We start from the raw sequence: 26803 nt of genomic DNA, 5'->3' as shown, positions 1-26803 counted from the left end.
TCCCGTGAAGGCGTAAACCCGCGAGGGCTCCGCGAGCCCTCATCGGCCCCTCTTCAGCCGGAGCATCATCATGGCGACCACCACGACTGCCTTGCCCAAGGCCCCTGCGAGCAACGCATCACCACAACCTGCCGAGCGCCGCCGGCCGAGGTTGGCCCCGAGCTGGTTCCTGGTCAGCCCTTCGGTCGCGCTGTTGCTGCTGTGGATGCTGGTACCACTGGCGATGACCCTGTACTTCTCGCTCGTGCGCTACAACCTGCTCTATCCGGGCGAAAAGGATTTCGTCGGGCTGGAGAACTTCCACTACTTCCTGACCGATGCCGGCTTCATCCCGGGCATGACCAACACCCTGATCCTGGTCGGCAGCGTGCTGCTGATCAGCGTGGTACTCGGTGTGCTCATCTCGGCATTGCTGGAGGCAGCGGACTTCGCCGGGCGCGGGATCGTCCGCGTGCTGCTGATCTCGCCGTTCTTCATCATGCCGACCGTCAGCGCCCTGGTCTGGAAGAACCTCATCTATCACCCGGTCTCGGGCATTCTCGCGGCGGTATGGAAGTTCTTCGGCGCACAGCCGGTGGACTGGCTCGCACAGCATCCGCTGGCGTCCATCGTGATCATCGTGTCCTGGCAGTGGCTGCCCTTCGCGATCCTGATCCTGATGACGGCCATGCAGTCCCTCGATCAGGAACAGAAGGAAGCCGCCCGCCTCGATGGTGCCGGCCCCATCGCCATCTTCTGGCACCTGACCTTACCCCACCTGGCCCGGCCCATCGCCGTGGTGGTGATGATCGAGACCATTTTCCTGCTTTCGGTATTCGCCGAGATCTTCACCACCACCAGCGGTGGTCCCGGCTACGCATCCACCAACCTCGCGTACCTGATCTACAACCAGGCACTGCTGCAGTTCGATGTCGGCATGGCCTCGGCCGGCGGCCTGATCGCGGTGGTGATCGCCAACATCGCGGCGATCATCCTGGTGCGGATGCTCGGCAAGAATCTCACCGAGAAATATTGAGGACAGACCGATGCTGACGCTCAAACAAAGTCGCCGCCTCAACACCCTGGTGGTCGGGCTGTTCGCCTGGGCCGTGGCGCTGCTGCTGTTCTTCCCGATCTTCTGGATGCTGCTGACCAGCCTGAAGACCGAGATCGACGCCTTCGCCACGCCGCCGCAGTTCATCTTCACGCCGACGCTGGAAAACTACCTGCACATCCAGGACCGCAGCGGCTACTTCAAGTACGCCTGGAACTCGGTGACCATTTCCTTCGGCGCGACCGCCCTGGGCATGCTGATCGCCATTCCCGCCGCGTATTCGATGGCCTTCTACGAGACCAAGCGCACCAAGGGCACGCTGCTCTGGATGCTCTCGACCAAGATGCTGCCGCCGGTGGGCGTGCTGGTGCCGATCTACCTCTTGGCCAAGCAGTTCGGCCTGCTCGACAGCCGCGCGGTGCTGATCATCATCTACACGCTGATCAACCTGCCGATCCTCGTGTGGATGATCTACACCTACTTCAAGGACATCCCCCGCGACATCCTCGAAGCGGCCCGCATGGACGGTGCCACGCTGCTGCAGGAGATGCTTCGCGTGCTCCTGCCGATCAGCAAGGGCGGGCTCGCCTCGACCATGTTGCTGTCGCTGATCCTGTGCTGGAACGAAGCCTTCTGGTCGCTGAACCTGACCTCGTCCAACGCCGCGCCGCTGACCGCGCTGATCGCCTCCTACTCCAGCCCCGAAGGCCTGTTCTGGGCCAAGCTCTCGGCTGTCTCCACCCTCGCCTGCGCCCCCATCCTGATCTTCGGCTGGATCAGCCAGAAGCAGCTGGTGCGCGGCCTGTCGTTCGGCGCCGTGAAATGAGCGCCGCCTGACAACCAAGAACAACTGAGGATTCGAACATGGCAGACCTGAAGATCCACAATCTGAAGAAAGGCTTCGAAGGCAACGAGATCATCAAGGGCATCGACCTGGACATCCGCGACCGCGAATTCGTCGTCTTCGTCGGCCCCTCCGGCTGTGGCAAGTCCACCCTGCTGCGCCTGATCGCCGGGCTCGAGGAGGTCAGCAGCGGGCGGATCGAACTGGACGGGCGCGACATCACCGATGTCAGCCCGGCCAAGCGCGACCTTGCCATGGTGTTCCAGACCTATGCGCTCTACCCGCACATGACGGTGCGCAAGAACATGTCCTTCGCCCTGGACCTGGCCGGTGCCGACAAACAGGAGGTTGCCCGCAAGATCGAAGCGGCCGCGCGCACCCTGGAGCTGGAACCGCTGCTCGAACGCAAGCCACGCCAGCTCTCCGGCGGCCAGCGCCAGCGCGTCGCCATCGGCCGCGCCATCGTGCGCAACCCCAAGGTGTTTCTCTTCGATGAGCCGCTGTCCAACCTCGATGCCGCGCTGCGTGTACAGATGCGCCTGGAGCTTTCGCGCCTGCACCAGGAACTGCAGGCCACGATGATCTACGTGACCCATGATCAGGTCGAGGCCATGACCCTGGCCGACAAGGTGGTGGTGCTCAACGGCGGGCGCATCGAGCAGGTCGGCTCGCCCATGGAGCTCTATCACCATCCGGCCAACCTCTTCGTCGCGGGCTTTCTCGGCACGCCGAAGATGGGCTTTCTCAACGGCCGCGCAAGCCGTGTCGAAGCCAGCGGCTGCGAAGTCGAGCTCGACGCCGGTTGTCGCCTGTTCCTGCCGGTGAGCGGCGCCACGCTGAAGGCGGGCGATCCGGTCACCCTCGGCATCCGCCCGGAGCACCTCAACCGTGGCAGCGAAGGCACCTGCCAGTTGACCGTGAAGGCCGACGTCAGTGAACGGCTGGGCAGCGACACCTATTGCCACGTCGTCACCGGCAACGGCGAGCAGCTGACCATGCGCATTCGTGGCGACTTCACCCCGCGCTACGGCGAGTCGCTGTCGCTGACGCTGGAGGCCGCCCATTGCCACCTCTTCGACAGTAGCGGTCAGGCGGTCGGCCAGTCGCTCCAGCAGGTGGCCTGACACCCGACGTCGCGCCCAGCTCTTCCAACGGCAGCTCGCTGCGCCCGTAAAGGCAGCGATCCCGCCCCCGGCTTTTCCACATTCAAGCCCAGCGAGGCCCGAGATGAAGTTGAAAGAAGCGAATCTGCCACAGCTGCCGGCCCCTATCGCGCGACCCGACTACTGCCTGGCCGAGGTCTCCACCGGCATCGCCCACATCGGCGTGGGCGGCTTTCACCGCGCCCACCAGGCGGCCTACACCGATGCGCTGATGAACACCGGCGAGGGTCTGGAATGGGGCATCTGCGGCATCGGCACACGCGCCGAGGAACGCTCGATGCGCGACGCGCTGGCCGCGCAGGACTATCTCTACACCCTGGTCGAGCTCGACGACCGGCCTGACACCGAGGTCCGGGTGATCGGCAGCATTCGCGACATGCTGCTGGTGGACGAGGATGGTTCCGAGGCGGTGGTTGCTCGCCTGGCCGATCCGGCGATTCGCATCGTCTCGCTGACCATCACCGAGGGCGGCTATTGCCTGGACGACAGCACCGGCCAGTTCAATGCGCAACTGCCCCAGATTCAACACGACCTGCAGCACCCGCGCCGTCCGGTCAGCGTGTTCGGTCTGCTCTGCGCGGCGCTGGCCAAGCGCCGCGGCGACGGTGTCGGCCCCTTCACGGTGATGTCCTGCGACAACCTCCCCCACAACGGCGACGTGACCCGCAAGGCCACGCTGGCGTTCGCCGGCCTGGTCGACCCCGACCTGGCCCGCTGGATCGAGCGCAACGTCAGCTTTCCCAACGCCATGGTCGACCGCATCACGCCCATGACCAGCACGGCGCATCGCCAAGACCTCAAGCGTCAGCACGGCCTCGATGACGCCTGGCCGGTGGTCTGCGAACCCTTCGTGCAATGGGTACTGGAAGACCGCTTTGTCGCCGGTCGGCCGGCCTGGGAAAAGGTCGGCGTGCAGTTCACCGACGACGTTTCGCCCTATGAGGAGATGAAGATCAAGCTGCTCAACGGCAGCCACCTCGCGCTGACCTACCTGGGCTTCCTGCGCGGTTATCGCTTCGTCCACGAAACCATGGCCGATCCGCTGTTCGCCGAGTACATCCGCCGCTACATGGACGAGGACGTCACTCCGCAACTGGCTCCCGTGCCAGGCATCGATCTCGCCCGCTACAAGCAGACCCTGATCGAGCGCTTCTCCAACTGCGCCATTGCCGACCAGCTGGAGCGGGTGTGCTCCGACGGCTCGTCGAAGTTTCCCAAGTTCACCGTGCCGACCATCAACCGCCTGATTGCCGATAAGGCCGCCCTGGACCGGGCCGCCCTGGTGGTCGCCGCCTGGGCGCTGTATCTGCGGGGCGTCGATGAAAACGGCGAGCGGTACCGCATCCCCGATCCGCGCGCGGATTTCTGCCAGTCGCTCGTCGCGGAGGACGACGATCTCACCGAACGCCTGCTGGGGCGCGAGGAAATCTTCGGCACGCAGATTCCGCGTTCGCTCGCCTTCCGCGATGCCTTCGAGCGCAACCTGCTGCGGCTGCGCACGCTGGGGGTGAGCGGCACCCTTGATCTGTTGCTGACGCAGTGAGGGACCCGGCATGTTTCTCGGGATCGATTGCGGTACTCAGGGCACCAAGGCGCTGTTGCTCGACGCCAGCAGCGGACGCGTGCTCGGCCAGGGCTCGGCCGGCCACGATCTGATCAGCGGGCCCAACGGCCGGCGCGAGCAGGACACCGGGCAGTGGACCGCCACTTTCGCCAGCGCTACCGCGGCAGCTCTGGCCGAGGCCGGGGTCGACGGCGGCGCCGTGCTGGGCATTGGTGTCTCCGGGCAGCAGCATGGACTGGTCACGCTCGATGCCGCGGGCCGCGTCTTGCGCCCGGCCAAGCTGTGGTGCGACACGGAGTCGGCTGCGGAGAATCAGCGCCTGCTCGACTGGCTGGGCGGTGAACAGGGTTCGCTGCAGCGCCTCGGTATCGTCATCGCGCCGGGCTACACGGTTTCCAAGCTGCTGTGGATGAAGGAGCAGCACCCCGCGCTGTTCGCACGCATCGCCCATATCCTGCTGCCCCACGACTACCTCAACTACTGGCTGACCGGACGGTGCGCGAGCGAATACGGCGATGCCTCCGGCACCGGCTATTTCGACGTGCGCGCGCGGCAATGGGCACCCGACATCCTGCGCCATATCGATGCCGACGGCCGTCTGGAGGCCGCGCTGCCCGAGCTGATCGAGTCCCACCAGCCGGTCGGCCGCATCCGGCCCGAACTGGCTGCCCGGTTGGGGCTCAATCCGCAGGCCATGGTGGCAAGCGGCGGTGGCGACAACATGATGGGCGCCATCGGTACCGGCAATATCCGCCCCGGCGCCATCACCATGAGCCTGGGCACCTCCGGCACGCTCTACGCCTTTTCCGGCGAACCCCGTATCAGCCCGCAGCCGGCGGTGGCTACCTTCTGCTCGTCCAGCGGGGGCTGGCTGCCGCTGATCTGCACCATGAACCTGACCAATGCCAACGCGGCGATGCGCGGGCTGCTGGAGCTGGACCTGGAGACGTTCAACGCGCTGGTGGCACAAGCGCCGATCGGCTGCGAGGGTGTCACCATGCTGCCCTTTCTAAACGGCGAGCGCGTCCCCGCCCTGCCCCAGGCCAGCGCCAGCCTGCACGGTCTGACCGCCGACAACCTGAGCCGCGCCAACCTCTGCCGCGCCGTGCTCGAAGGCGTGACCTTCGGCCTGCGCTACGGGCTGGACCTGCTGCGCGAAAGCGGCATTCGCAGCGAGCGGATCCAGCTGATCGGTGGTGGCGCGAAGAACCCGCTATGGCGACAGATCGTCGCCGACCTGATGGCCACGCCGGTGGTCTGCACCCGCCACAGCGAGGCCGCGGCGCTGGGCGGCGCGATCCAGGCGGCATGGTGCCATGCGCGACAGCAGGATCCCGAAGCCAGCCTCCAAGCCATCTGCTCGCGCTGCGTCAGCCTGGACGAAGACACCGCGGTCGCGCCAGTCACCGAGTCGGTCCGGGCCTATGAGCAGGCCTATCGGCGCTATCGGCAGCTGGTGGCGAGCACCTACGGCGGGCAGACACCGCCGGAGCTGACGCCGGTCGCCTCCTGAGGCGTAGCGCTCGATTACAGGCCAACGGCCATAAAAAAGGCAAAGCCACGGTGTGTGGCTTTGCCTTTGGTCCTCTCCCCGGGACGACGCCTCAGCGGCTGCGCAGCGCCTCACGCGGCACGTACTTGCCCAGCTCGTGACGGGCGATGGCCACCCGGTGCACCTCATCCGGGCCATCGGCCAGGCGCAGGGTACGCTGCATCGCCCACCAGTGCGCCAGCGGGAAGTCCTCGGAAACCCCGGCGCCACCGTGAATCTGGATGGCGCGGTCGATGACCTTCAGCGCGACGTTGGGTGCGACCACCTTGATCTGCGCGATCTCGCTGGCGGCGATCTTGTTACCCACGGTGTCCATCATGTACGCCGCGTTCAGTGTCAGCAGGCGCGCCATGTTGATCTCGATGCGGCACTCGGCGATGTGGTCGAAGTTCGCGCCCAGCCGGGCCAGCGGCTTGCCGAAGGCGGTACGGCTGACGGCACGTTCGCACATCAGCTTCAGTGCGCGTTCCGCGACACCGATCGAGCGCATGCAGTGGTGGATGCGGCCCGGGCCGAGACGCCCCTGGGCGATCTCGAAGCCGCGGCCTTCACCGAGGATGACGTTCTCGTACGGTACCCGCACGTTTTCCAGCAGCACTTCCGCGTGGCCGTGCGGGGCGTCGTCGTAGCCGAACACCGGCAGCGGACGCAGCACCTTCACGCCGGGAGTATCCATCGGCACCAGAATCATCGAGTGCTGGGCGTGCCGCGGTGCATCCGGGTTGGTCAGACCCATGAAGATCATGATCTTGCAGCGCGGGTCGCAGGCGCCGGAGGTCCACCACTTGCGACCGTTGATGACCCACTCGTCACCCTCGCGCACCGCGCGGGCTTCCATGTTGGTGGCGTCGGACGAAGCCACGCCGGGCTCGGTCATGCCGAAGGCCGAACGGATTTCGCCGCGCAGCAACGGTTCCAGCCACTCGCGCTTCTGCGCCTCGCTGCCGTAGCGCACCAGCACTTCCATGTTGCCGGTATCCGGCGCCGAGCAGTTGAACGCTTCCGGGCCGAGGCCCGAGCTGCCCATGATTTCCGCCAGCGGTGCGTATTCGGTGTTGGTCAGGCCGGCGCCCAGTTCCGATTCCGGCAGGAACAGATTCCACAGCCCCTCTGCCTTGGCCTTGGCCTTGAGCTCCTCGACGATAGCGGTCGGCTGCCAGCGGTCACCCTCGGCGACCTGCTGGTAGAACACCTTTTCGGCGGGATAGACATGAGCATCCATGAACGCTTGCACGCGCTCTCTCAGCTCTTGAACCTTCGGGGAGTAGGCGAAATTCATGGGCGACAACCTTCTGGCAGGTAATGTTTTGTAGTTTTGAATGCTAGAGGAGGCCCAGCGATTTATCGAAGCTATTTTCCTCGTGTATAAACATTCATCACCGATATATGATCGGCGAATTCCGATACTCGCCGGAGAGCACAACAATGAACCTGAACAAGGTCGATCTGAATCTTTTCATCGTCTTCGATGCCATCTACACCGAGGCCAACCTGACCCGTGCCGGGCAGATCGTCGGCATCACCCAGCCCGCTGTTTCCAACGCCCTTGCCCGCTTGCGCGAGACGTTCAACGATCCGCTGTTCGTGCGCACCGCCCAGGGCATGGTGCCGACGCCGATGGCGCAGAACATCATCGGCCCGGTGCGCAATGCGCTGCAGCTGCTGCGGGTATCGGTGCAGGAAAGCCGCACCTTCAGCCCGGCGCAGGCAAACAAGACGTTCCGCATCAGCATGACCGACCTCACCGAGGCGGTGATGCTGCCGCCGCTGTTCCAGCGCCTGCGCCGCCTGGCACCGAACGTGAAGATCGAGAGCATGCTGGCCAAGCGCCGCGAGACGACCAAGGAACTGGCCGCCGGCCGCCTGGACTTCGCCATGGATGCTCCACTCAACACCGACCCGCAGGTGCGTCACGTCAAGCTGCTGGAAGACCGTTACATCTGCGCCATGCGCCGCGGCCACCCGCTGGCCAAGGACAAGCTCACCCTGGAGCAATACCTGTCGCTGTCGCACATCCACATTTCCAGCCGCCGCAGCGGGCTCGGTCTGGTGGACCTGGCATTGGGCAAGATGGGCCTGCAGCGCAAGATCGCCCTGCGCTCGCAGCACTACCTGATGGCGACCCAGGTGATCGACCAGACCGACATGGCGGTGACCGTTCCCGAGCGTTTCGCCCGGCGGCACAACCTGCACCAGGTCGATCTGCCGGTGGACATCATGCCGCTGGAAACCCACATCTACTGGCATGAAAGCACCGATCAGGACCCGGCCAACCGCTGGATGCGCGAGCAGATGATCGAGATCGCCCAGCAGGTCACGGCGCAGCAGGATCTCTGATTCCCTGGCGGGTGAAAGCCCGCCTCAGGCGCTGTCGCGCATCACCACTTCGAAGCCCACGTCGATACAGCGCTCGGCCGGCTGCTGACCTCGCATCAGGCTCAGCAGCATCTGCGCCGCGAGTTCGCCGATCTCGCCACGCCGGGTGCGTACCGTGCTCAGCGCCGGATGCATCCAGGCCGCCGCCGGTAGGTCGTTGAAGCCGGCGATCGCCAGCCGCCCCGGCACTTCGAGCCCCAGCTGATGGGCACGAAACAGCGCACCGAGGGCCAGGTCGTCGTTGTTGAAGAACACCGCGTCGATCTGCGGATGCTGCGCCAGCAGCCGATCCAGCAGCTCGGCACCCAGACCGATGGATGACAGCTGCGGCGTCAGCAGCTCCAGGGTCGGCTCATAACGCCCGGCCTCGCGCATTGCCTGGCGATAGCCTTCGGCGCGCTGCAGGGTGCGCGGGTCCAGCTGCGCCGCGGCGAACGCAACGTGACGATAGCCGCGCTCGAGCAGCGTGCGGGTCATCGCCGCGCCGGCCTGCAATTGCGAGAAGCCGACGCAATAGCTGTCCGCCTGATCGCTCAGCTCCATCAGCGTGACCCGTGGCGCCGTGTAGCTGGCCAGCACTGCCCGCGCCGCCTCGCTGCGCTCGAAACCGGTGAGCAGCAGTCCGGCCGGCTGATGGGCCAGGTACGCGCGCAGCAGGCGTTCATCCTCCTCGGGCCGATAGTGGCTGACGCCAATCATCATTTCGTAGCCCGCCGGCATCAGCACCCGCTGGATGGCCTCGACGGTATCGACGAACACGGCGTTGGACAGCGAGGGGATGATCACCGCCACCAGGTTGGAGCGCGAACTGGCCAGGCTGCGCGCCGCGGGGTGCGGCACATAGCCGAGCGCCTTGACCGCCTGCTCGACCCGCTCACGCAATGCATCGGAAACCAGCTCCGGTTGTGACAACGCGCGGGATGCCGACATCAGCGAGCAGCCGGCGTTGCGTGCGACATCGGACAGGGTTACCCGCTCGGCGGAGCGGCGACGGCGTGTGGTCATGCGCAATCCCATGGGTCGAAAGCGGCGGATTCTAGCAGCGGGCAGGAGCCGATCGGCTCCTAGCGCGCGGCCTTTTCGACTTCGGCCTGGACCTGGTCGAACAGCTCCTGGCCGACGGCGTCGATCACCGTCTGGATCGCCGGCTGCGCCTGTTCGCGCATGCGCTGGATCTCCTCCGGGCTGACCTCGTTGATCTGCATGCCGTGCTCCTTCAGCGCCGCCAGGGCCTGGCTCGCCTCGCGACGGGTGTCCTCGCGCTCGGCATCACGCGCCTTCTGGGCCGCCGCCATGATGATGCCCTGCTCGGTTTCCGAGAGCCCGTCCCACCAGCGCTTGGACGCCGTGACGATCCAGGGGCTGTAGACGTGATTGGTCACGCTGAGGAACTTCTGCACTTCATAGAACTTGGAGGACAGGATGGTGTTGTAGGGGTTTTCCTGGCCGTCCACCGCCTTGGTTTCCAGCGCAGTGAACAGCTCGGAGAACGGCAGCGGCACCGCATTGGCGCCCATGCGCTTGAAGGTGTCGATGAACACCGGATTGGGCATCACGCGCAGTTTGATGCCATTGAAGTCCTCGAACTTCTCGATTGGCCGCGCGCTGTTGGTCACGTTGCGAAAGCCATTCTCCCAGTAGACCAACCCGACCAGCCCCTTTTCCTCGAGCTTGTCCATGATCTGCCGACCCACCGGCCCGTCCAGTACCTGATCGGCCTGGCCAGGATCGGTGAAGAGAAACGGCGTGTCCCACACCGCCATTTCCTTGGTGATGCCAACCAGCGTCGCGGTCGAGCCAACCATCATTTCCTGTGCGCCGCCGATCAGCGCGTTCTGCATCTGGTCGTCCGAGCCGAGGCTGGCCGAACCAAACGTACGCACTTTCAGCTTGCCGTCCGAAGCCTTGGCCACCTCTTCGGCGAGCAGTTTCACTGCCCTGCCCTGGTTGCTGTCTTCGTTGAGGCCGTAGCCGAAGCGGATCATGCGCGGGCGGATGTCGTCCGCGGCGTGGACCTGGCCGAGGCCGAGTGTGCTGCCGAGCAATGCGGCGGTCAGGGTGCTGATGATGAGTCGTTTCATGGAGCGGTACCTTTCTTGTTGTTGGGCTGTTGGGTGTGTCGTTGGAGTTGCACGACCGGCGTTACCGCAGCCAGGCCAGGGGTACGGTGATGATCGAGGGCACGGCTATGAGCAGTCCGACGATCATCAGGTAGACGAGGAAGAACGGCATCACGCCCCGCACCAGGGTTTCCATGCGCAGCCGGCCGATGCCGCCGACCACGTTGAGCACGGTGCCTACCGGCGGGGTGATCAGCCCGATGGAACCGATCAGCACGAACATCACGCCGAAATACACCGGATCGATGCCGGCCTTGATCGCGATCGGCGCCAGCACCGGACCGAGGATCAGAATGGTCGGGGTCAGGTCCAGCACCATGCCGACGGCGATCATCAGCAGCATGATGGCGACCATCAGCAGCTTCGGGTCCTGCGCCAGCGGACCGAGCATCGCCGCGATCTCGTCGGGCAGCTGGGCCAGGGTGATCATGTACGCCGATACCGTCGCCGCGGCGCAGAGAAACATCACCGACGCCGTGGTGCGGCTGGCACGCGTGAGCACCTCGACCAGCCCGGCCCAGGTCAGTTCGCGATACAGCAGGGTCGAGACCGCCAGCGCGTAGACCGCGGCGACCACGGCGGCTTCGGTCGGGGTGAACAGCCCGCCGCGCAGGCCGCCGACGATGATCACCGGCAGCATCAGCGCCGCCGCCCCATCGACCAGCACGCGGCGGCGCACGGCACCGCTGGCCTTTTCCTGCTTCGGTTCGTCGATCCGCCGGGCGATCAGCGTCCAGGCGACGATCAGGCCCATGCCCATGATCAGCCCCGGCACCATGCCGGCCAGAAACAGCTGGCTGATCGACGTGCCGGTCACCACGCCGTAGATCACGAACGGCATCGACGGCGGAATGATCGGGGCGATGATCCCGCCCGCCGCCACCAGGCCCGACGACGAACTCAGCGGGTAGCCGCGCTCGCGCATCATCGGCAGCAGCAGCGTCGCCAGCGCGGCGGTATCGGCCAATGCCGAGCCGGACATGCTGGCCAACAGCACCGAAGCGGCAATCGCCACGTAACCCAAGCCGCCACGCTTGTGGCCGAAATAGGCCTGCGCCATGGCGATGATGCGCCGTGAGATGCCGCCCGCATTCATCAGCTCGCCGGCCAGGATGAAGAACGGCACAGCCAGCAGCGGGAAGCTGTCGGCGCCAGCCTGCAGGTTCTGCGCGAGCAGCTGCACGTCCCAGAAATCCAGGTACCACATCAGCACCGAGCCGGTGAGCAGCAGTGCGAAGGCGATGGGCATGCCAAGCGTCATGAAGCCCAGCAACGAAGAGAGGAAGACGACGACGGTCATGAAAGGTCCTCGGTTGGGCAGTGCCCGTATTGTTCTGAATGCGGCATCGCTCAGTCCGCCGTGATGTTCGCGGTGGCTGCTGCCGCCGGCTGGTCGCGCCGCCAGACATTCACCAGCTGCACCAGCGCCAGTACAGCCATGGCAAGCATGCTCGCCGCTACCGGCAGCATTGCCAGGCCCAGCGGGTAACCGACCACCGGGCTGTTGATGGTCCAGCCGAACTGCATCTGGTTCCATCCGCCCCAGGCCGCCAGACAACTCGCGCTCGCCACCAGCAGCCAGCTCAGCGAGTCGACCAGCCGGCGCAGCAGATGAGGGAAACGGTCACGCAGCATGGCGAAGCTCATCAGCTCGCCGCGGCGCATGCTCGAAGCGACGCCGACGAAAACCAGCCAGACGAATGCCAGCCGTGACAGTTCCTCGGCACCCGTCCAGCCGGTGCCAAAGGCGTAACGCAGCACCACGCTGGAAAACACCACGATGACCATGAAGGCCATCAGCGCGGCCATCAGCCAGTCGGTCAGGAGGTCGAAACGCTGCGCCAACGCGCCGCTGTAGATCGGCGCATTGGTCAGCGGTGGCGCCGTGGTAGCGCTATCAAACGGACGCGCGGAAAGATCGACGCGGGACTCGATCAGTTCATCCAGATCGGCGCCGCGCATCCATTCGACGATTTGCAGCAACACCACGTCGCGGGGCTGACTGGCATCGACGGTCAACACGCCTGGCTCACCCTCGGGCGATTCGAGGGTGGCGAACTGGCTGTCGACCAGGGAGATCGGCATGAAGTGCCCCGGTCGCGCACCGACGCGCTGCACCGCGGTGTCGTAATCGATGGCCAGATGGGCGAAGCGCAGTCCCGGGACGGCACTGCGCAAGAGCTCACGATAGCTGCGCTTGAGCGCCGAGCAGGCCAGGACGAAGCCACTGCCGCTATCGAGCGTGCGCTGCATCTCGCCGACCAGGGCGTGCAGCCATTGCACGCGGTCGGTATCGGACAACGGTGTACCGGCACGCATGCGCGCGACGTTTTCCGCAGGGTGAAAGTTATCCGCCTCGATGTGCGGCAGGCCGAGCGCGTCGGCGACGGCGTGGCTGGTATCGGTCTTGCCCGAACCGCTGACGCCCATGACAACCAGGACCGGCAACGCGGTAGCCCGGGAAGGCTGCTTTGAAGGCATGAAGAAATCCGTCGTTGTTGTGCTTGTTTGGCCGGATGTTAGCGCTATCAAACATACAGATAAAACTACCGCTCGTCGCGCCTGACCAGACCCAGTGCCGACAGCGCAACGGCTGGACGATCGACAAGCGCGGCAAGGCGACTACAATCGCGCCCCTCAATGCATGAGGACAGCGACATGCCCAAAGCCATGGCCCGCCACATTCTGGTCAAGACCGAAGCCGAAGCCGCGCAGCTGAAGAAGCGCCTGGCTAACGGCGAGGCGTTCGACGTGCTGGCCCGCAAGTATTCGACCTGCCCGTCCGGCAAGAAAGGCGGCGACCTCGGCGAAGTGCGCCCTGGGCAGATGGTGCGCAGCATCGATCAGGTGATCTTCAAGAAGCCGCTGCGTGAGGTGCATGGCCCGGTAAAGAGCCAGTTCGGCTATCACCTGGTGCAGGTGTTCTACCGCGACTGACTCAGATGCCCGTGGCCGAAGCGCTGCAGCTGCATCTCCCGCAGCCGGCTCAGCGTGCGGCGGAACGGGAACGCCAGATACCCCTCGGTATACAGCTCGTCCAGGGCCACCTCGGCTTCGATATACAGCGGAATCCGCCGGTCGTAGCACTCGTCGACCAGGGCGATGAAGCGCCGCACCGCATCGTCCCGGGCGGCGAGCGTCGGCAGCTGGCGGTCTCCGGCGACCACTCGCGTCGCCGCATCCTCGGTGCCACGGGCGATGCGTCCTTCCCGCGGCGCGCCACCCAGACGCGGTACATCACTGATCAGTATGGCGGTGAAGCGATCGCACAGCTCGATGAAGTCCAGCGCCGAGAACGGCTGTTCGCAAAGGTCGGCGAAGCGACACCAGAGCACCGCTTGGTCATGGCGCACCACCGCCAGGGGGCGACGGCCCAGGGATAGCGGCTCGCCGCTGCCAGGGCCTCCGGCCAGGCTGGCGAACACGGCCGCCAGCGCCGAGGCAGCTCCGGGCGCGGCGACCCAGTAGCGCCGCTGCGCAGCACCCGGATGCAGGCGGTGATCGGTGTCCCCGTCCACGCTCAGCACCTGCATGTGCCGAACGATGGCATCGATGGCCGGCAGAAAACGTTCGCGATTGAAGCCATCGGCGTACAGCTGCTCCGGTGGCTGGTTGGAGGTGGCGACGACTACCACGCCGTGCTCGAAGAGCACCTGGAACAGCCGACCGAGGATGATCGCGTCGCCGATGTCGCCGACGAACAACTCGTCGAAGCACAGCACGCGAATTTCCTCCGAAAGCCCTTTCGCCAGCGCCTGCAACGGATCGGCCGTGCCATTGAGCTGGTACAGCCGAACATGTACCCAGCGCATGAAGTGGTGAAAGTGCTGGCGGCGCGCAGGCACGGGAACGCAAGCGTGGAAGATGTCCATCAGCCAGGTCTTGCCACGGCCGACCGGGCCCCACAGGTAGACCCCGGACGGCGCGCCGTCAGCGCAACGCAACGCCTGGTGGCAGGCCTCGAGCAGTTGCGCGGCGCGCTGCTGCGCGGGATCCCGCACAAAGCCACCCTGCGCAAGGGCCTGCTGGTAACGTTGCAGCGGGGAATCGTCGTGCATGGTCATCGGCGCAAAGCGCTCATGGTAACGGCCCTCGCTCAGGCATGCTCGGCCTGTAGCAATCGCGCGGCCTGCTCGCCGAGTGCATCGAGCAGCATTGCCTGCGCCGGCAGCGGCTGCTCGTGCACCCGGGTAAGGGCATAGAGCGGCACGCTGATGGCGGGCTCTAGCAAACGCGTCTGCACCTCGCCGCCATCGGTCGCCAGCGCGGTGAATGGATCGACCAGGGCCACGCCCTGCCCCGCCGATACCAGCTGGCGCGCCAGCTGATAGGTCTGCACCCAGGTGACCACGCGCGGCGGTGGGTCGAGCTCTTCGAGATGCCCCCGCAGCAGGCTGCCAAGGGCATCGCGGGTATCCAGGCCGATCAGCGCCCGGCCCGCCAGCGCCTGCAACCGGACTGGCGTGTCCAGCTCCTCTTGCGCCCAGCACCCGGGCGGCGCAATCACCCGCATGCGTCCTTCGGTGAGCATGCAGCTGCACAGGCCGGGGTGTTCCACTGCCTGCAGCGTCAGGCCGAGGTCCGCCTCGCGTAGCAGCAAGGCCTCGACGATCTCCACAGTGTGCTGAGTGGCGAGCTGGCAGGCGGTGCGCGGAAAACGCTCGCGCCAGCGCTGCAAGGCCATCGGCAGCAGCGCCTGGGCCAGTGCGGGGGTACAAATCAGACGCAGGGCTCGGGCGTCGCCTCGCCCGAGATTGTCCGCCAGGCGGCGCAGGTTCTGCAGGTCGATGGCGAGGCGCTCGGTCTGCTGCTGCAGCAGTCGCGCCTCGGCGGTGGGCTGCAGTTTGCCGCGCACCCGATCGAACAGGGCGAAGCCGAGCTGCTGCTCGGCATGCTTGAGAATCTTGCTCGCCGCCGGCTGGGAGATATGCAGCAGCTCGGCCGCGGCAGTGAGGCTGCCGGTTTGCAGAATCGCCTGGAACAGTTCGATATGACGCAGACGCATGTGCGGCCCTCCTCCAGCCCCGAGCATAACCGCAGGTTATGGCTGGCCTCCATCCTTTCATTGGCCGCCTCGCTGGCTGGCGCCTAGGCTGCGCTGATCGAATACGAGGAGCAGTGCATGCGTGTTGCAGTCGTCGGCGGCGGCGTCATCGGGCTGGCCACCGCTTATTCTCTGGTGCGCCAAGGGCACTCGGTCGAGCTGATCGAACGGCGTGACGACGTGGGTCTGGAAACCAGCTTCGCGAACGGCGGCCAGCTGAGCTATCGCTACGTCTCGCCCCTGGCCGATGCCGGCGTGCCGCTGCAGGCACTGGGCTGGATGTTGCGCGGGCAGACGGCGCCCCTGCGCTTCAGTCCGCGGGCGAGCCTGCGGCAATGGCGCTGGTGCCTGCGCTTCCTGGTGGCCTGCCGGCGCTCGGTCAACCGCCGCAACGCCGCTCATCTGCTGCGCCTGGCCCTGCACAGCCAACAGGTTCTGCGCAGCTGGCGCGAGGAGGACCGATTGGACGGCTTCGCCTGGCGCGCCAACGGCAAGCTGGTGATCTACCGTGATCGGGCAAGCCTCGCCAAAGGCGCTGCGGCGCTGGATGAGCGGTCCGGTCAACGGCTGCTGGATGCGGCTCAATGTGTGGAGATCGAACCTGCACTGGCGCCACTGAGCGCCGCATTGCAGGGCGGCATCTACTCGCCAGGTGACGAGGTCGCCGATTGCCAACGGTTCTGCCACCAGCTGCTGCAGCGGCTGCGGTCCACGCCAGCGTTCCGCCTGCACACCGGGCAGGCGGTGGACGCGCTGCCCAGCGACGGTCGCAGCGTGCGTGCCGTGCGTATCGGCCGGGAGGAGATCACCGTCGATCATGTGGTGATCGCCGCCGGAACATCCAGCGTCGGGCTGCTGCGGCCCCTGGGCATCGATCTGCCGATCTATCCGCTCAAGGGCTACAGCCTGACCCTGCCGCTGGGCGAACGGAGCCAGGTGCCGCAGACCAACGTCACCGATTACGACAACAAGGTCGTCTATGCCCGCCTGGACGATCAGCTGCGCGTCGCGGCCATGGTGGATATCGGCGGCTGGGACAGCGCACTCGACCACAAACGCATCGCGACGCTGCAGCGCCTGGCTGGCGCGACCTTCCCCGACGCGGGGGACTACCGGCACGCCCGCCAATGGGCAGGTCTGCGCCCGGCCACACCGGAGGGCACGCCGCTCATCGGCCGCAGCGGCATCGATAATCTCTGGCTCAACGTCGGCCATGGCAGCCTGGGCTTCACGCTCGCCTGCGGCAGCGCCGACCTGCTCGCCAGCGAAATCGGCGGTTCGCCGCCAGCGGTTTCGCTGCAGGGGCTGAGCCTAACCTGCTGACCTCACAGCCGTACCGTTCCGACTAAACCAACAAGAGGGAACCACGATGAACCACCAGATCCGTATCGGCCTGTTCGGCATCACCCTGGCAGGCGCGCTGGCGATGACGAGCCCAGGCGCGCTCGCCCAGGAGCGTTTCGTCACCATCGGCACCGGCGGCCAGACCGGCGTGTACTACACCGCCGGCCAGTCGGTGTGCCGCTTCCTCAATCGCGCGGAGGTGAAGCCGGCCATCAAGTGCAACGCACCCTCCACCGCCGGCAGCGTGACCAACATCGTGGCGTTGCAGAAAGGTGAGTACGATTTCGGTTTCATCCAGTCCGACCATCAGCACAAGGCCTTGCAAGGCCTGGCCCCGTTCGACCACGACGGTGCCGTCGACGAGCTACGCGCGGTGTTCTCGCTGCAATCGGAAATTCTCACCGTGGTGGTGCGCGAGGACAGCGGCATCCGTGATCTGGATGGCCTGGAAGGCAAACGCGTGAACATCGGTGTGCCCGGCTCCGGCAGCCGCGATACCTTCGAGGAAGTCATGAAGGCCAAAGGCTGGAGCAATGCCAGCTTCGCCCTGGCCGCCGAACTCAAACCCGCGGAGATGGCCTCGGCACTGGGCGACAACAACCTGGACGCCATCACCTATGTGGTGGGCCATCCCAGTGGTGCGATCCAGGAGGCACTGACGAACGTGAAGGCGCGGATCATCCCGGTCGAGGGCGAGGCGATCGACGCCCTGCTCGCCAAGGCCGACTACTACAGCGCGGCACCGATCCCCGGCGGGCTCTATCCGGGTGTCGATGAAGCGGTCCCCTCGATCGGCGGCAAGGCGGTTCTGGCCACCACCAGCAAGACCGACCCCGAAGTCGTCTACCAGCTGGTCAAGTCGGTGTTCGACAACCTCGAACGATTCAAGCGCCTGCATCCGGCCTTCGCCGAGCTTCAAGCCGAGGACATGATCCGCGTCGGCCTGACCGCGCCCCTGCACGAGGGCGCGGAACGTTACTACCGGGAAAAAGGCTGGCTGTGACGCAGCCGACCGCCGTCAGAGCGCCAGGGACAGGCTCAAGCTGAGGTTGCGCGGGTCACCCGGCATCACCCAGACGTTGCTGTACGAGCGCTCGTAGTAGGTACGGTCGAAGGCGTTGTTCAGGTTGACTCCCAGCGTCAGGTTCTGCGTGGCCTGGTAGCGCGCGAGCAGATCGACCGTGGTGTAGGACGGCAGTTCGAAGTCGCTGAGGGCCTGCCCTGCCCGATCGCCCACATAGTTCAGCGCACCGCCCAGGGAAAGACCGCGCAGATCGCCATCCTGGAACTCGTAGGTGGTCAGCAGGCTGCCGCTGTGGCGCGGCACGTTGAGCAGGCGACTGCCGCGCGCCAGGGTGTTGTCGCGGGTCACTTCCGCATCCACGTAGGCGTAGGCGCCGATCACTCGAATGGCGTCGGTGAGCTGGCCGGCGAGCTGCAGATCCACACCACGGCTGCGAACTTCGCCCGCAGCGATCTGGAAGCCATCGTTGGCCGGATCGCTGGTCAGCACATTCTCCTTGGTCAGGTGGAATGCCGCGGCGGTCAGGCCCAGACGGCCATCGAACAGGTCGAGTTTGACGCCCGCCTCGTAGCCCATGCCCTCTTCCGGATCGAAGGTCGCGCCACTGGCAGCGGCTCCGTTATTCGGTTTGAACGACTGCGAAGCGTTGGCGAACAAGCCGACCTCCGGCAACAGCTGGTAGAGCACGCCGACCCGAGGCGTGATCTTTTCGTGCGTCTGCTCGGCTCGCCGGCCGCTCACCTCGTTGTCCAGGCGCTGTTCGTAATGATCGTAACGGGCCCCGACCACGCCGAACAGCTTGTCGGTCAGACGCATCTGGTCCTGCAGATTCAGTGCGCGGTTGTGCACCAACTCGTTGCGATCGACCGTGCGGGCCGGATTGAACGCCGGTCGCGGTGAGCCATAGACGGGATTGTAGAGGTCGATACTGCGCAGGTTGTCGGAACGCAGCATGAATTCGCTCAAGGCATAGCGTTCGTACTCGGTGCCGATCAGCAGCTGATGTTCGATCGAACCGGTGTCCACCCGGCCGTGCAGTTCCAGTTGGGTGATCGCGTCCTGCCAGTCATAGTCGCGATAGCGCAAGTTGCGCGACAGCGTTCGGCCGTCTGCTGCGACCGCCGCTGCTTCGGTGGCATAGCCGTCCATGCGCCCCTGCTTGTAGTGACTGGCCAGGCGCAGTGTCCAGACCTCGTTGAGGTCGTGTTCGAGTTCGGCCTGCAGCGTTTCGTTGTCGTTGCTGATCGGACCATCGGAGGGTTCGCCATAGAAGGCCGAGCGGGACACCCGGCCCAGGTTGCCGCCCGGTGCGACCACCCCGCGGTCGAAGGTCTGCCGGTTGCGCACTACCTCAGCCTGCACCAGCAACCGCGTATCGGGGCTCAGCTCCCAGCTGAAGGACGGCGCCACGAACTGCCGCTCGGATTCGCGATGGTCGCGGAAACTCTTGTTGTCTTCGACGGCGATGTTCATGCGGTACAGCACGTTGCCGTCTTCATCCAGCGGCGTGTTCACGTCCAACGCGCTGCGGTAGCGATCCCAACGCCCGGCGCTCAGGTCGAGACGGGCGAAGCTATCCAGCTGCGGCCGCTTGCTGACGATGTTGATGGTGCCGCCCGGATCGCCACGGCCGTACAGGCTGGCGGACGGTCCCTTGAGAACCTCGACACGTTCGATGCTCGCCGCGTCCGGCGGGTTCATGTAGCCCCGGTTGACGCTGAAGCCATCCTTGTAGAACTCGCTGGTGGTCAGCCCGCGGACGCTGTACTCGTACATCGTAAGGCCGCCGAAGTCGTTCTGCCGTGCAACGCCCCCGGCGAAGTCCAACGCCCTTTCCACTCGCGGGCTGTCCAGGTCATCCAGCACCGAGGCCGGGACGACGCTGATCGACTGCGGTATTTCCTCGATGGGCGTATCGGTCCTGGTGGCACTGCGCGTGCGCTTGGCGCGATAACCCTGCACCGGTCCGTCGGCACGTTCCTGATCGGCAGTGATGACGACCGAATCCAGCACCGCCGCCTCCTGCGCGCCCGCCAGCGGCGCACCCGCCAGCATCAATGCCGCTCCGGCACCCACCCACTTCAATACCGCGACTTTCTCACTCATGCCTAATGCTCAAAGGTAACGACGTTATATCGTAACAATGCTGTCCGTTTGGCTTGGCGCTGTCAATGGAACGATTCGCATCTGCTTCGCCGCGAAAGGCCAATGCCTCGATCGCTGCGTGCGGCCCAGCTTACTCCGATGGCGTAGCTATGCGACAATGCGCGCCTTTCGCTCGGCCGCAATCCCCGCATTCGTTCTGACAGCCGGCCTCCGTCGCTGTCGTACTCCTCACACTGCAGGATCACCAGCTCCTTCGCTGCGAGCTGGAGCGCCGAGTATTGCTGCCGGATCGGCGATGCACGCCGCCACATACATTGATAGGTAAGTCCTTGATCTCCACCGCCAACATCACCATGCAGTTCGGTGCCAAGCCGCTGTTCGAAAACGTCTCCGTCAAATTCGGCGGCGGCAACCGCTACGGTCTCATCGGCGCCAACGGCTGCGGCAAGTCGACCTTCATGAAGATCCTCGGTGGCGAGCTGGAGCCATCGGCCGGCCAGGTGATGCTCGAGCCCAACGTGCGTCTGGGCAAGCTGCGCCAGGATCAGTTCGCCTATGAAGATTTCAGCGTGATCGACACGGTGATCATGGGTCACACCGAGCTGTGGAAGGTGAAGGCCGAGCGCGACCGCATCTACTCGCTGCCGGAAATGAGCGAAGAAGACGGCATGGCTGTCGCCGAGCTGGAGGTGCAATTCGCTGAGTTCGACGGCTACACCGCGGAATCGCGCGCCGGCGAGCTGCTGCTCGGCCTCGGCATCCCGCTCGATCAGCATTTCGGCCCGATGAGTGCCGTGGCGCCCGGCTGGAAGCTGCGCGTATTGCTGGCCCAGGCGCTGTTCTCCGACCCGGAAGTGCTGCTACTGGACGAACCGACCAACCACCTGGACATCAACACCATCCGCTGGCTGGAATCGATTCTCACGGCGCGCAACAGCACCATGATCATCATTTCCCACGACCGCCACTTCCTCAACAGCGTCTGCACCCACATGGCCGACCTGGATTATGGCGAGCTGCGGCTGTTCCCGGGCAACTACGACGAATACATGACCGCCGCGACCCAGGCCCGTGAACGTCTGCTGTCGGACAACGCCAAGAAGAAGGCGCAGATCGCCGAACTGCAGACCTTCGTCAGCCGCTTCTCGGCCAACGCCTCCAAGGCCAAGCAGGCCACCAGCCGCGCCAAGCTGATCGACAAGATCCAGCTCGACGAAGTGAAGCCGTCCAGTCGCGTCAGCCCGTTCATCCGTTTCGAGCAGTACAAGAAGCTGCATCGCCAGGCGGTCACGCTGGAGCGCGTCAGCCAGGGCTATGACGGCACGCCGCTGTTCCGGAACCTGAATCTGCAGGTCGAAGCCGGCGAGCGCGTGGCCATCATCGGTCCGAACGGCATCGGCAAGACCACCCTGCTGCGCACTCTGGTCGGTGAATTGCCACCCATGTCCGGTGAAGTGAAATGGACCGAAAGTGCCGACGTGGGCTATTTCGCCCAGGACCACGCCGAGGACTTCGAGGACGACGTCACCCTCTTCGACTGGATGGGCCAGTGGACCCAGGGCGGCGAACAACTGGTACGCGGTACCCTTGGCCGCATGCTGTTCTCCAACGACGAGATCAACAAATCGGTCAAGGTCATTTCCGGTGGTGAACAAGGCCGCATGCTGTTCGGCAAGCTGATCCTGAAGAAACCCAACGTGCTGGTGATGGACGAACCAACCAACCACCTGGACATGGAATCCATCGAGGCGCTGAACCTGGCGCTGGAGAACTATCCGGGCACGCTGATCTTCGTCAGCCATGACCGCGAATTCGTCAGCTCCCTGGCCACACGCATCATCGAACTGTCGGAAAACGGCGTCACCGATTTCAGCGGCAGCTACGACGACTACCTGCGCAGCCAGGGCGTACAGGTCTGACCGTCGAATCAGCCCCCCCAAAAAAAAGCCCCGCACTAGCGGGGCTTTTCATTTCGTTGATGCTCTAGCCGACAGCCGTGCTCCAGTCGATCATGCCCAGCTGCCAGGTCGCCAGGATCAGCAACCCGAAACCGATCCGGTACCAGGCAAACGCGGCATAGCTGTGGTTGCCGATGAATTTCAGCAGTGCCCGCACGGCCAGCATGGCGAAGATGAACGAAGTGACGAAGCCGATGGCGAACACGGCAAAGTCACCCGGCTGGAACAGATCGCGGTACTTGTAGCCGGAGTAGACCGCAGCACCGACCATGGTGGGCATTGCCAGAAAGAACGAGAACTCGGTGGCGGCCTTGCGCGACAGGCCGAACAGCAGCCCGCCGATGATGGTCGAGCCCGACCGCGAGGTGCCCGGCACCAGCGCCAGACACTGAGCGAAACCGACCTTCAAGGCCAGCGTCCAGGTCATGTCATCGACTGTCTCAGCGCGGATCGCGTGATCACGACGCTCGGCCCAAAGCATGACGATGCCTCCGATGACCAGCGCGGCGGCCACGGTGATCGGGTTGAACAGGTATTCGTGAATCAGATCGGCAAAGGCCACGCCGAGCACCACGGCCGGCATGAAGGCAATCAGCAGGTTGACGGTGAACTTCTGTGCCTGACGCTCCTTGGGCAGGCCGACCACCACGTCGATGATCTTGCGCCGATATTCCCAGATCACCGCGAGGATCGCGCCCAGCTGGATGATGATATTGAAGGCCAGCGCGCGTTCGCCGCCGAAGCCGATCAGATCCGCCACGATGATCTGGTGACCGGTGCTGGAGACCGGAAGAAATTCGGTAATCCCCTCGACGACACCCAAGATCAGCGCCTGAATCGCAACCCAAAGATCCATCTATTCCCCTACAGCGATGCAGTCCATCGCGACTCAATGCAACCAAGGTATATGTCAGAAAGCCATCTGGCCGGCTGTTCTGACTCGTCCGGGAGAATTAAATTCCTCGACGGACGACAAAAGGGGGCTCATTTTTAGCCACGCGCGGCCGAAAAGCTACTCAGAGTGCCGCGGCACGACCGCTATGAGAGGTCGGAGCGATGCGCTAGCACCGACCCGTCAGATACAACGATAAGAAAGAAACCTCAGGAGCCTATTCATGAATCTGCTGCGCAATGTCCCCATCAGCAAGCGCCTCTGGCTGATCCCCGTGGTCGCCGTGGTCATGCTGTTCATTCTCGGCATGCTGATGATTCAGCAAGTCCGCTCCGACCTGTACCGCGGCAAGCAGGAAGCGACCCGCAATGTCGTGGAAGCAGCCGCCGGTGTGTTCGAGCACTACCACAAGCTCGAAACCAGCGGAGCCATGACCACGGCCGACGCTCAGCAGGCCGCCATCGAGCAGATTCGCCTGCTCCGCTACGACGGTCAGGACTACTTCTGGATCAACGATCTCGGCCCGAAGATGATCATGCATCCGATGCAGCCGAAGCTCGACGGTCAGGATCTGTCGAAGATCAAGGACCCGGAAGGCAAGGAGCTGTTCAACGAGATGGTCGCCATTGCCCGGCGTGACGGCGCCGGACTGGTTGACTACATGTGGGCCAAGCCCGGTGAAGAGAACCCGGTTCCGAAGATCTCCTACGTGCAGCTGTTCAAACCCTGGGGCTGGATCATCGGTTCCGGCATCTATGTGGACGACGTCGAGCAGGAGTTCTGGAACTACCTGACGCGCTTCTCGCTGATCGGCCTGCTGATCTCGGCAATCATGGCGGTTCTGGTCGCCATCCTGATTCGCAGCATCGTCCGACCGCTGCGCCATACCATGGCGGCCATGGCCAATATTGCCAGCGGCGAAGCCGACCTGACCCGCACGCTGGACGTCTCCGGCAACGATGAGCTGACCACCCTGGGGCGCGACTTCAATCGCTTCACCCAGAAGCTGCGCACCGTCGTCGGCCAGCTGTTCGAGACTTCCGGCGCGCTGGACCAGTCGTCCCGCGCGCTGAGCGAACTGTCCAGCCAGGCCCATGAGCAAAGTCAGCAGCAGATGCTGCAGATGGAACAGGTCGCCACCGCGGTCAACGAAGTCACTTACGCGGTGCAGGAAGTGGCGAAGAATGCCGAACACGCGTCCACCGAAGTGGGCAGCGCGGAAAACCAGGCTGGCCAGGGACAACGCAACATCGAAACGAGCCTGCAGCAGATCGACGCGCTGTCGGCAACCATCGGCCAGGCGGTGGATGTGATCCAGTCGCTGGCCGACGAAACCACCAAGATCGGTTCGGTGCTCGAGGTGATCGGCTCTATTGCCGAGCAGACCAACCTGCTCGCACTCAACGCCGCGATCGAGGCTGCCCGTGCCGGCGAACAAGGCCGTGGCTTCGCCGTGGTGGCCGACGAGGTCCGCCTGCTGGCACAGCGCACCCAGCAGTCGACTGCCGAGATTCACAGCATGATCGAACGCCTGCAGAAGAACTCCGGCGCCGCGGTGAACGTCATCATGGAAAGCAATCGCGCCTCCCAGCTCACCGTCGAGCAGGCCAGTCAGGCCGGCGAAAGTCTCGGTGAGATCGCCCAGGCGCTGCGCAACCTTTCCGGCCTGAACGCCTCCATTGCCAGCGCAACGCTGCAGCAGTCCCACGTGGTGGAAGACATCAACCAGAACGTGACCCAGGCCGCCGGACTCGCGCAGGAAAGCACCTTGGCCGCCGAGCAGTCCAGCGAAGCCGGCAAGCGACTCGGCGAACTCGCCGGTCAGCTGAATCGCCTGCTGAGCCAGTTCCGCGTCTGACCGCCTCTGCGGCTCGCCCAGCGTGGGCGAGCCGCACGGCACCATCCTCTGGCACACCCCCTCCTCTCGGCACCATGGTGAGGCCGAAACACACAAGCTGAACGACCGCGCCATTCGCGACAGGTTGTCGCAGCCGGATTTTTCCGTGACCTGGCGAGAACAACCGCATTCGTTCTGCCGAAAATGGTTTTTCCCGTATTTCCAGCGACTTAAGTCCGCTTACCGAACGACTGCCGGAGAACCGCCAGCCTTATACCTTTGGCTAATTGCAAAGGCCTTCAAATTTTTTCGAACTCGCATGTGACTCGCCAGTCCTCTGGGTACATCAACTGCAATGTAAGGCCAACGCCAACGAGCTTGGCTGCAGGTATTTTGGGTATCACACAGAGAGACATGCCCCATGCACACCCCGCTGCGTATCAACGAAGCCCTTTTGATCACCGACCGTGCGTTCAAGCCTTTCCAGTGCGTCGCCTGGACGCTGCCCGAAGGTAACGGTGAAGTCAGCATCACCGTCGTCGATCGCGACGAAGCCCGACTGCTCGGCCGCTGCAAGATGTCCAGCAGCGTATTCACCGACCCGGTGAAACTGGGCGAAACCCTGGAAAAGACCCGCGCGCAGCTGAGCCGCGACGGTGCTCATTTCTCGCCCTGGCACATGCCTGAATAACGATGGGCAGCACGAATCAAGGCCTGCAGCCAACGCTCCAGGCCTTTTTTCATGCCCAGCGCTTGGCGGCACGCACCGTTCGCGACTGACCCATTCGCCCGTTTGGCGGTCTCAACACCAACGAGCGAAACAGGAGAAAACCATGAAAGGTGCAGAAGCGTACGTGAACGATCAGTGGCAGAGCTGCGGGCTCGCTGACCTGCCTCAGGGCTCCAGCGCCCAAGCGGTCAAGCTGCACTTCATTGTCCCGCGCGACGTCCAGATGCCCGGGCTGATCGATCACATCAGCGAGATCGCTCAGCGCCATCTGAGCGAGGCCTACGAAGGGCGCAAGGTCACACGCAAGCCCGCCGTCGGTTCGGTGGTCGGAGATGGCACTGGCGATGGCATCGATCTGGAATTCGAGGTAGCGGCGGCGGAGTGACTGCGGCCTGCATTCGTCGACGCTGACGTTTCAGAATAGGTCGAATGCTATGCCTGCCGGCCATGCGCCGGCTTCTCGGAAGGACGATCCCAGATGACCCCCTTTGATCTGCAGCGCATGCTTCTGCATGAGTTTCCGCTGATGTTCGTTGCGGAAGTGGCGCTACGGGCGCTGCTTGCCTTTATCGCGGTATTCGTCTTCCTCAAGGTGAGCGGACGCCGAGGCATACGGCAGCTGTCGGTGTTCGAGCTGGTGATCATCCTGACCCTCGGCTCGGCGGCGGGAGACGTCTCCTTTTACGACGATGTTCCGCTGCTGCCGGTTGCGGCCGTATTCGCCACGCTGCTGGCGCTGTACCGCCTGACCGTGTTTCTGATGAGCCGCAGCCCGCGGTTCGGTGTGTGGCTGGAAGGAAAACCCGTCACCATCATTCGCGACGGAATCTACGAACTACGCAGCCTCGACAGCATGAACATCTCGGCGGACGAGTTCTTCATGGAGCTGCGCCAGCAGGGCGTGGAGCATCTCGGCCAGGTCAGACTCGGCATACTGGAAAACGACGGCAACGTGAGCCTGTTCTTTCATGAGCCGGAAGCGGTACGCCCCGGGCTCTCGGTTTTACCGCCCGAGTACCGGCCGGTCTTCCGGCAGATCCCGGCATCGGGCATGTATGCCTGCAACCGCTGCGGCTTTCCGCAGGCGCTGGAAAGCCAGCAAGCGCTGCGATGCCCGCGGTGCTCCAATCCGACCTGGTCGAAGGCGCTTTCCACCCGCCGCTCGCGCTGATGCACGGTACGAACCGCCAGTGCTCCTGCCGGTCAGTTGATAGAG

The 26803-nt window shown here is 64.6% G+C and carries 23 protein-coding genes; 14 read left to right on the top strand and 9 right to left on the bottom strand.

What is annotated here, in order from left to right; genetic code table 11:
- Nucleotides 1-70: 70 nt before the first annotated feature.
- The 5 genes from ACVRRC_RS15130 (at nucleotide 71) to xylB (ending at nucleotide 6117) form a co-directional block, all read left to right on the top strand.
- Nucleotides 71-1015 (top strand): carbohydrate ABC transporter permease, encoded by a 945-nt coding sequence (locus tag ACVRRC_RS15130; RefSeq protein ID WP_017244559.1) that lies wholly within the window; start codon nucleotides 71-73, stop codon nucleotides 1013-1015.
- A 10-nt stretch (nucleotides 1016-1025) separates the two neighbouring features.
- A complete protein-coding gene (locus ACVRRC_RS15125) occupies nucleotides 1026-1859 on the top strand; it encodes a carbohydrate ABC transporter permease (RefSeq protein ID WP_011913322.1) in 834 nt (277 codons plus the stop codon).
- Between the two features lie 38 nt (nucleotides 1860-1897).
- The gene (locus tag ACVRRC_RS15120; protein ID WP_472997178.1) at nucleotides 1898-3001 is read left to right on the top strand and encodes an ABC transporter ATP-binding protein; all 1104 of its coding nucleotides are present in this window, start codon (nucleotides 1898-1900) and stop codon (nucleotides 2999-3001) included.
- Nucleotides 3002-3104: 103 nt separating this feature from the next.
- Entirely contained in the window at nucleotides 3105-4583 is a 1479-nt protein-coding gene (locus tag ACVRRC_RS15115) for a mannitol dehydrogenase family protein (protein ID WP_472997177.1), read from the top strand.
- A 10-nt stretch (nucleotides 4584-4593) separates the two neighbouring features.
- Nucleotides 4594-6117: a xylulokinase gene (gene xylB, locus ACVRRC_RS15110; protein WP_049339841.1), complete on the top strand. Its 1524-nt coding sequence runs from the start codon at nucleotides 4594-4596 to the stop codon at nucleotides 6115-6117.
- Nucleotides 6118-6208: 91 nt separating this feature from the next.
- Here xylB and ACVRRC_RS15105 read toward each other — a convergent pair whose 3' ends face one another.
- Entirely contained in the window at nucleotides 6209-7435 is a 1227-nt protein-coding gene (locus ACVRRC_RS15105) for an acyl-CoA dehydrogenase (protein ID WP_013982861.1), read from the bottom strand.
- 146 nt (nucleotides 7436-7581) lie between these two features.
- On the opposite strand from ACVRRC_RS15105, the gene ACVRRC_RS15100 reads away from it, so the two are divergent.
- Nucleotides 7582-8493, top strand: a complete 912-nt coding sequence (locus ACVRRC_RS15100; protein WP_011913327.1) for a LysR family transcriptional regulator — start codon at nucleotides 7582-7584, stop codon at nucleotides 8491-8493.
- Nucleotides 8494-8517: 24 nt separating this feature from the next.
- On the opposite strand, the gene gntR is transcribed toward ACVRRC_RS15100, so the two are convergent.
- The 4 genes from gntR to ACVRRC_RS15080 form a co-directional block, all read right to left on the bottom strand.
- Entirely contained in the window at nucleotides 8518-9537 is a 1020-nt protein-coding gene (gene gntR, locus ACVRRC_RS15095) for an HTH-type transcriptional regulator GntR (RefSeq protein WP_014596756.1), read from the bottom strand.
- A 59-nt stretch (nucleotides 9538-9596) separates the two neighbouring features.
- Nucleotides 9597-10613, bottom strand: a complete 1017-nt coding sequence (locus tag ACVRRC_RS15090) for a TRAP transporter substrate-binding protein (protein WP_049339840.1) — start codon at nucleotides 10611-10613, stop codon at nucleotides 9597-9599.
- Between the two features lie 61 nt (nucleotides 10614-10674).
- Entirely contained in the window at nucleotides 10675-11952 is a 1278-nt protein-coding gene (locus ACVRRC_RS15085) for a TRAP transporter large permease (RefSeq protein WP_472997176.1), read from the bottom strand.
- Nucleotides 11953-12002: 50 nt separating this feature from the next.
- Nucleotides 12003-13082 (bottom strand): gluconokinase, GntK/IdnK-type, encoded by a 1080-nt coding sequence (locus tag ACVRRC_RS15080; protein WP_049339188.1) that lies wholly within the window; start codon nucleotides 13080-13082, stop codon nucleotides 12003-12005.
- 228 nt (nucleotides 13083-13310) lie between these two features.
- Here ACVRRC_RS15080 and ACVRRC_RS15075 point away from each other — a divergent pair, with 228 nt between their 5' ends.
- Complete coding sequence (locus ACVRRC_RS15075) at nucleotides 13311-13589, top strand: peptidylprolyl isomerase (RefSeq protein WP_011913333.1); 279 nt, start codon at nucleotides 13311-13313, stop codon at nucleotides 13587-13589.
- Here ACVRRC_RS15075 and zapE read toward each other — a convergent pair.
- Nucleotides 13577-14716 (bottom strand): cell division protein ZapE, encoded by a 1140-nt coding sequence (zapE, locus tag ACVRRC_RS15070; RefSeq protein ID WP_193390130.1) that lies wholly within the window; start codon nucleotides 14714-14716, stop codon nucleotides 13577-13579. The two genes, ACVRRC_RS15075 and zapE, sit on opposite strands and share 13 nt — an antisense overlap.
- A gap of 32 nt (nucleotides 14717-14748) precedes the next feature.
- On the bottom strand, nucleotides 14749-15657 hold the full coding sequence (locus ACVRRC_RS15065; RefSeq protein ID WP_013982867.1) for a LysR family transcriptional regulator: 909 nt from the start codon (nucleotides 15655-15657) through the stop codon (nucleotides 14749-14751).
- Nucleotides 15658-15774: 117 nt separating this feature from the next.
- Between ACVRRC_RS15065 and ACVRRC_RS15060 the strand changes: the two genes are divergently transcribed.
- Both ACVRRC_RS15060 and ACVRRC_RS15055 read left to right on the top strand, forming a co-directional pair.
- Nucleotides 15775-17019, top strand: a complete 1245-nt coding sequence (locus ACVRRC_RS15060; RefSeq protein WP_472997175.1) for a D-amino acid dehydrogenase — start codon at nucleotides 15775-15777, stop codon at nucleotides 17017-17019.
- A gap of 46 nt (nucleotides 17020-17065) precedes the next feature.
- Nucleotides 17066-18043: a TAXI family TRAP transporter solute-binding subunit gene (locus ACVRRC_RS15055; protein ID WP_472997173.1), complete on the top strand. Its 978-nt coding sequence runs from the start codon at nucleotides 17066-17068 to the stop codon at nucleotides 18041-18043.
- Between the two features lie 15 nt (nucleotides 18044-18058).
- Here the strand turns inward: ACVRRC_RS15055 and ACVRRC_RS15050 are convergent, their stop codons facing one another.
- Nucleotides 18059-20170: a TonB-dependent siderophore receptor gene (locus ACVRRC_RS15050; RefSeq protein WP_472997172.1), complete on the bottom strand. Its 2112-nt coding sequence runs from the start codon at nucleotides 20168-20170 to the stop codon at nucleotides 18059-18061.
- A gap of 329 nt (nucleotides 20171-20499) precedes the next feature.
- Between ACVRRC_RS15050 and ACVRRC_RS15045 the strand changes: the two genes are divergently transcribed.
- Nucleotides 20500-22089, top strand: coding sequence for an ABC-F family ATPase (locus ACVRRC_RS15045; RefSeq protein WP_017244570.1), 1590 nt, complete (start codon nucleotides 20500-20502; stop codon nucleotides 22087-22089).
- Nucleotides 22090-22153: 64 nt separating this feature from the next.
- Here the strand turns inward: ACVRRC_RS15045 and ACVRRC_RS15040 are convergent, their stop codons facing one another.
- Nucleotides 22154-22984 carry an undecaprenyl-diphosphate phosphatase gene (locus ACVRRC_RS15040; RefSeq protein WP_013982872.1) on the bottom strand — a complete coding sequence of 277 codons (831 nt, stop codon included), beginning with the start codon at nucleotides 22982-22984 and terminating at the stop codon, nucleotides 22154-22156.
- Between the two features lie 259 nt (nucleotides 22985-23243).
- Between ACVRRC_RS15040 and ACVRRC_RS15035 the strand changes: the two genes are divergently transcribed.
- The 4 genes from ACVRRC_RS15035 to ACVRRC_RS15020 all read left to right on the top strand — a co-directional run bounded on the left by ACVRRC_RS15035 (nucleotide 23244) and on the right by ACVRRC_RS15020 (nucleotide 26758).
- The gene (locus ACVRRC_RS15035; RefSeq protein WP_014596765.1) at nucleotides 23244-24878 is read left to right on the top strand and encodes a methyl-accepting chemotaxis protein; all 1635 of its coding nucleotides are present in this window, start codon (nucleotides 23244-23246) and stop codon (nucleotides 24876-24878) included.
- A gap of 400 nt (nucleotides 24879-25278) precedes the next feature.
- Nucleotides 25279-25548 carry a hypothetical protein gene (locus ACVRRC_RS15030; RefSeq protein WP_011913340.1) on the top strand — a complete coding sequence of 90 codons (270 nt, stop codon included), beginning with the start codon at nucleotides 25279-25281 and terminating at the stop codon, nucleotides 25546-25548.
- Between the two features lie 142 nt (nucleotides 25549-25690).
- Nucleotides 25691-25972 carry a hypothetical protein gene (locus ACVRRC_RS15025; RefSeq protein ID WP_013982874.1) on the top strand — a complete coding sequence of 94 codons (282 nt, stop codon included), beginning with the start codon at nucleotides 25691-25693 and terminating at the stop codon, nucleotides 25970-25972.
- A 93-nt stretch (nucleotides 25973-26065) separates the two neighbouring features.
- The gene (locus tag ACVRRC_RS15020) at nucleotides 26066-26758 is read left to right on the top strand and encodes a DUF421 domain-containing protein (RefSeq protein WP_011913342.1); all 693 of its coding nucleotides are present in this window, start codon (nucleotides 26066-26068) and stop codon (nucleotides 26756-26758) included.
- Nucleotides 26759-26803 lie beyond the last annotated feature (45 nt).

This window comes from Stutzerimonas sp. LR2 (assembly GCF_055755175.1).
This window is presented reverse-complemented; position numbering and strand designations above follow the sequence as displayed.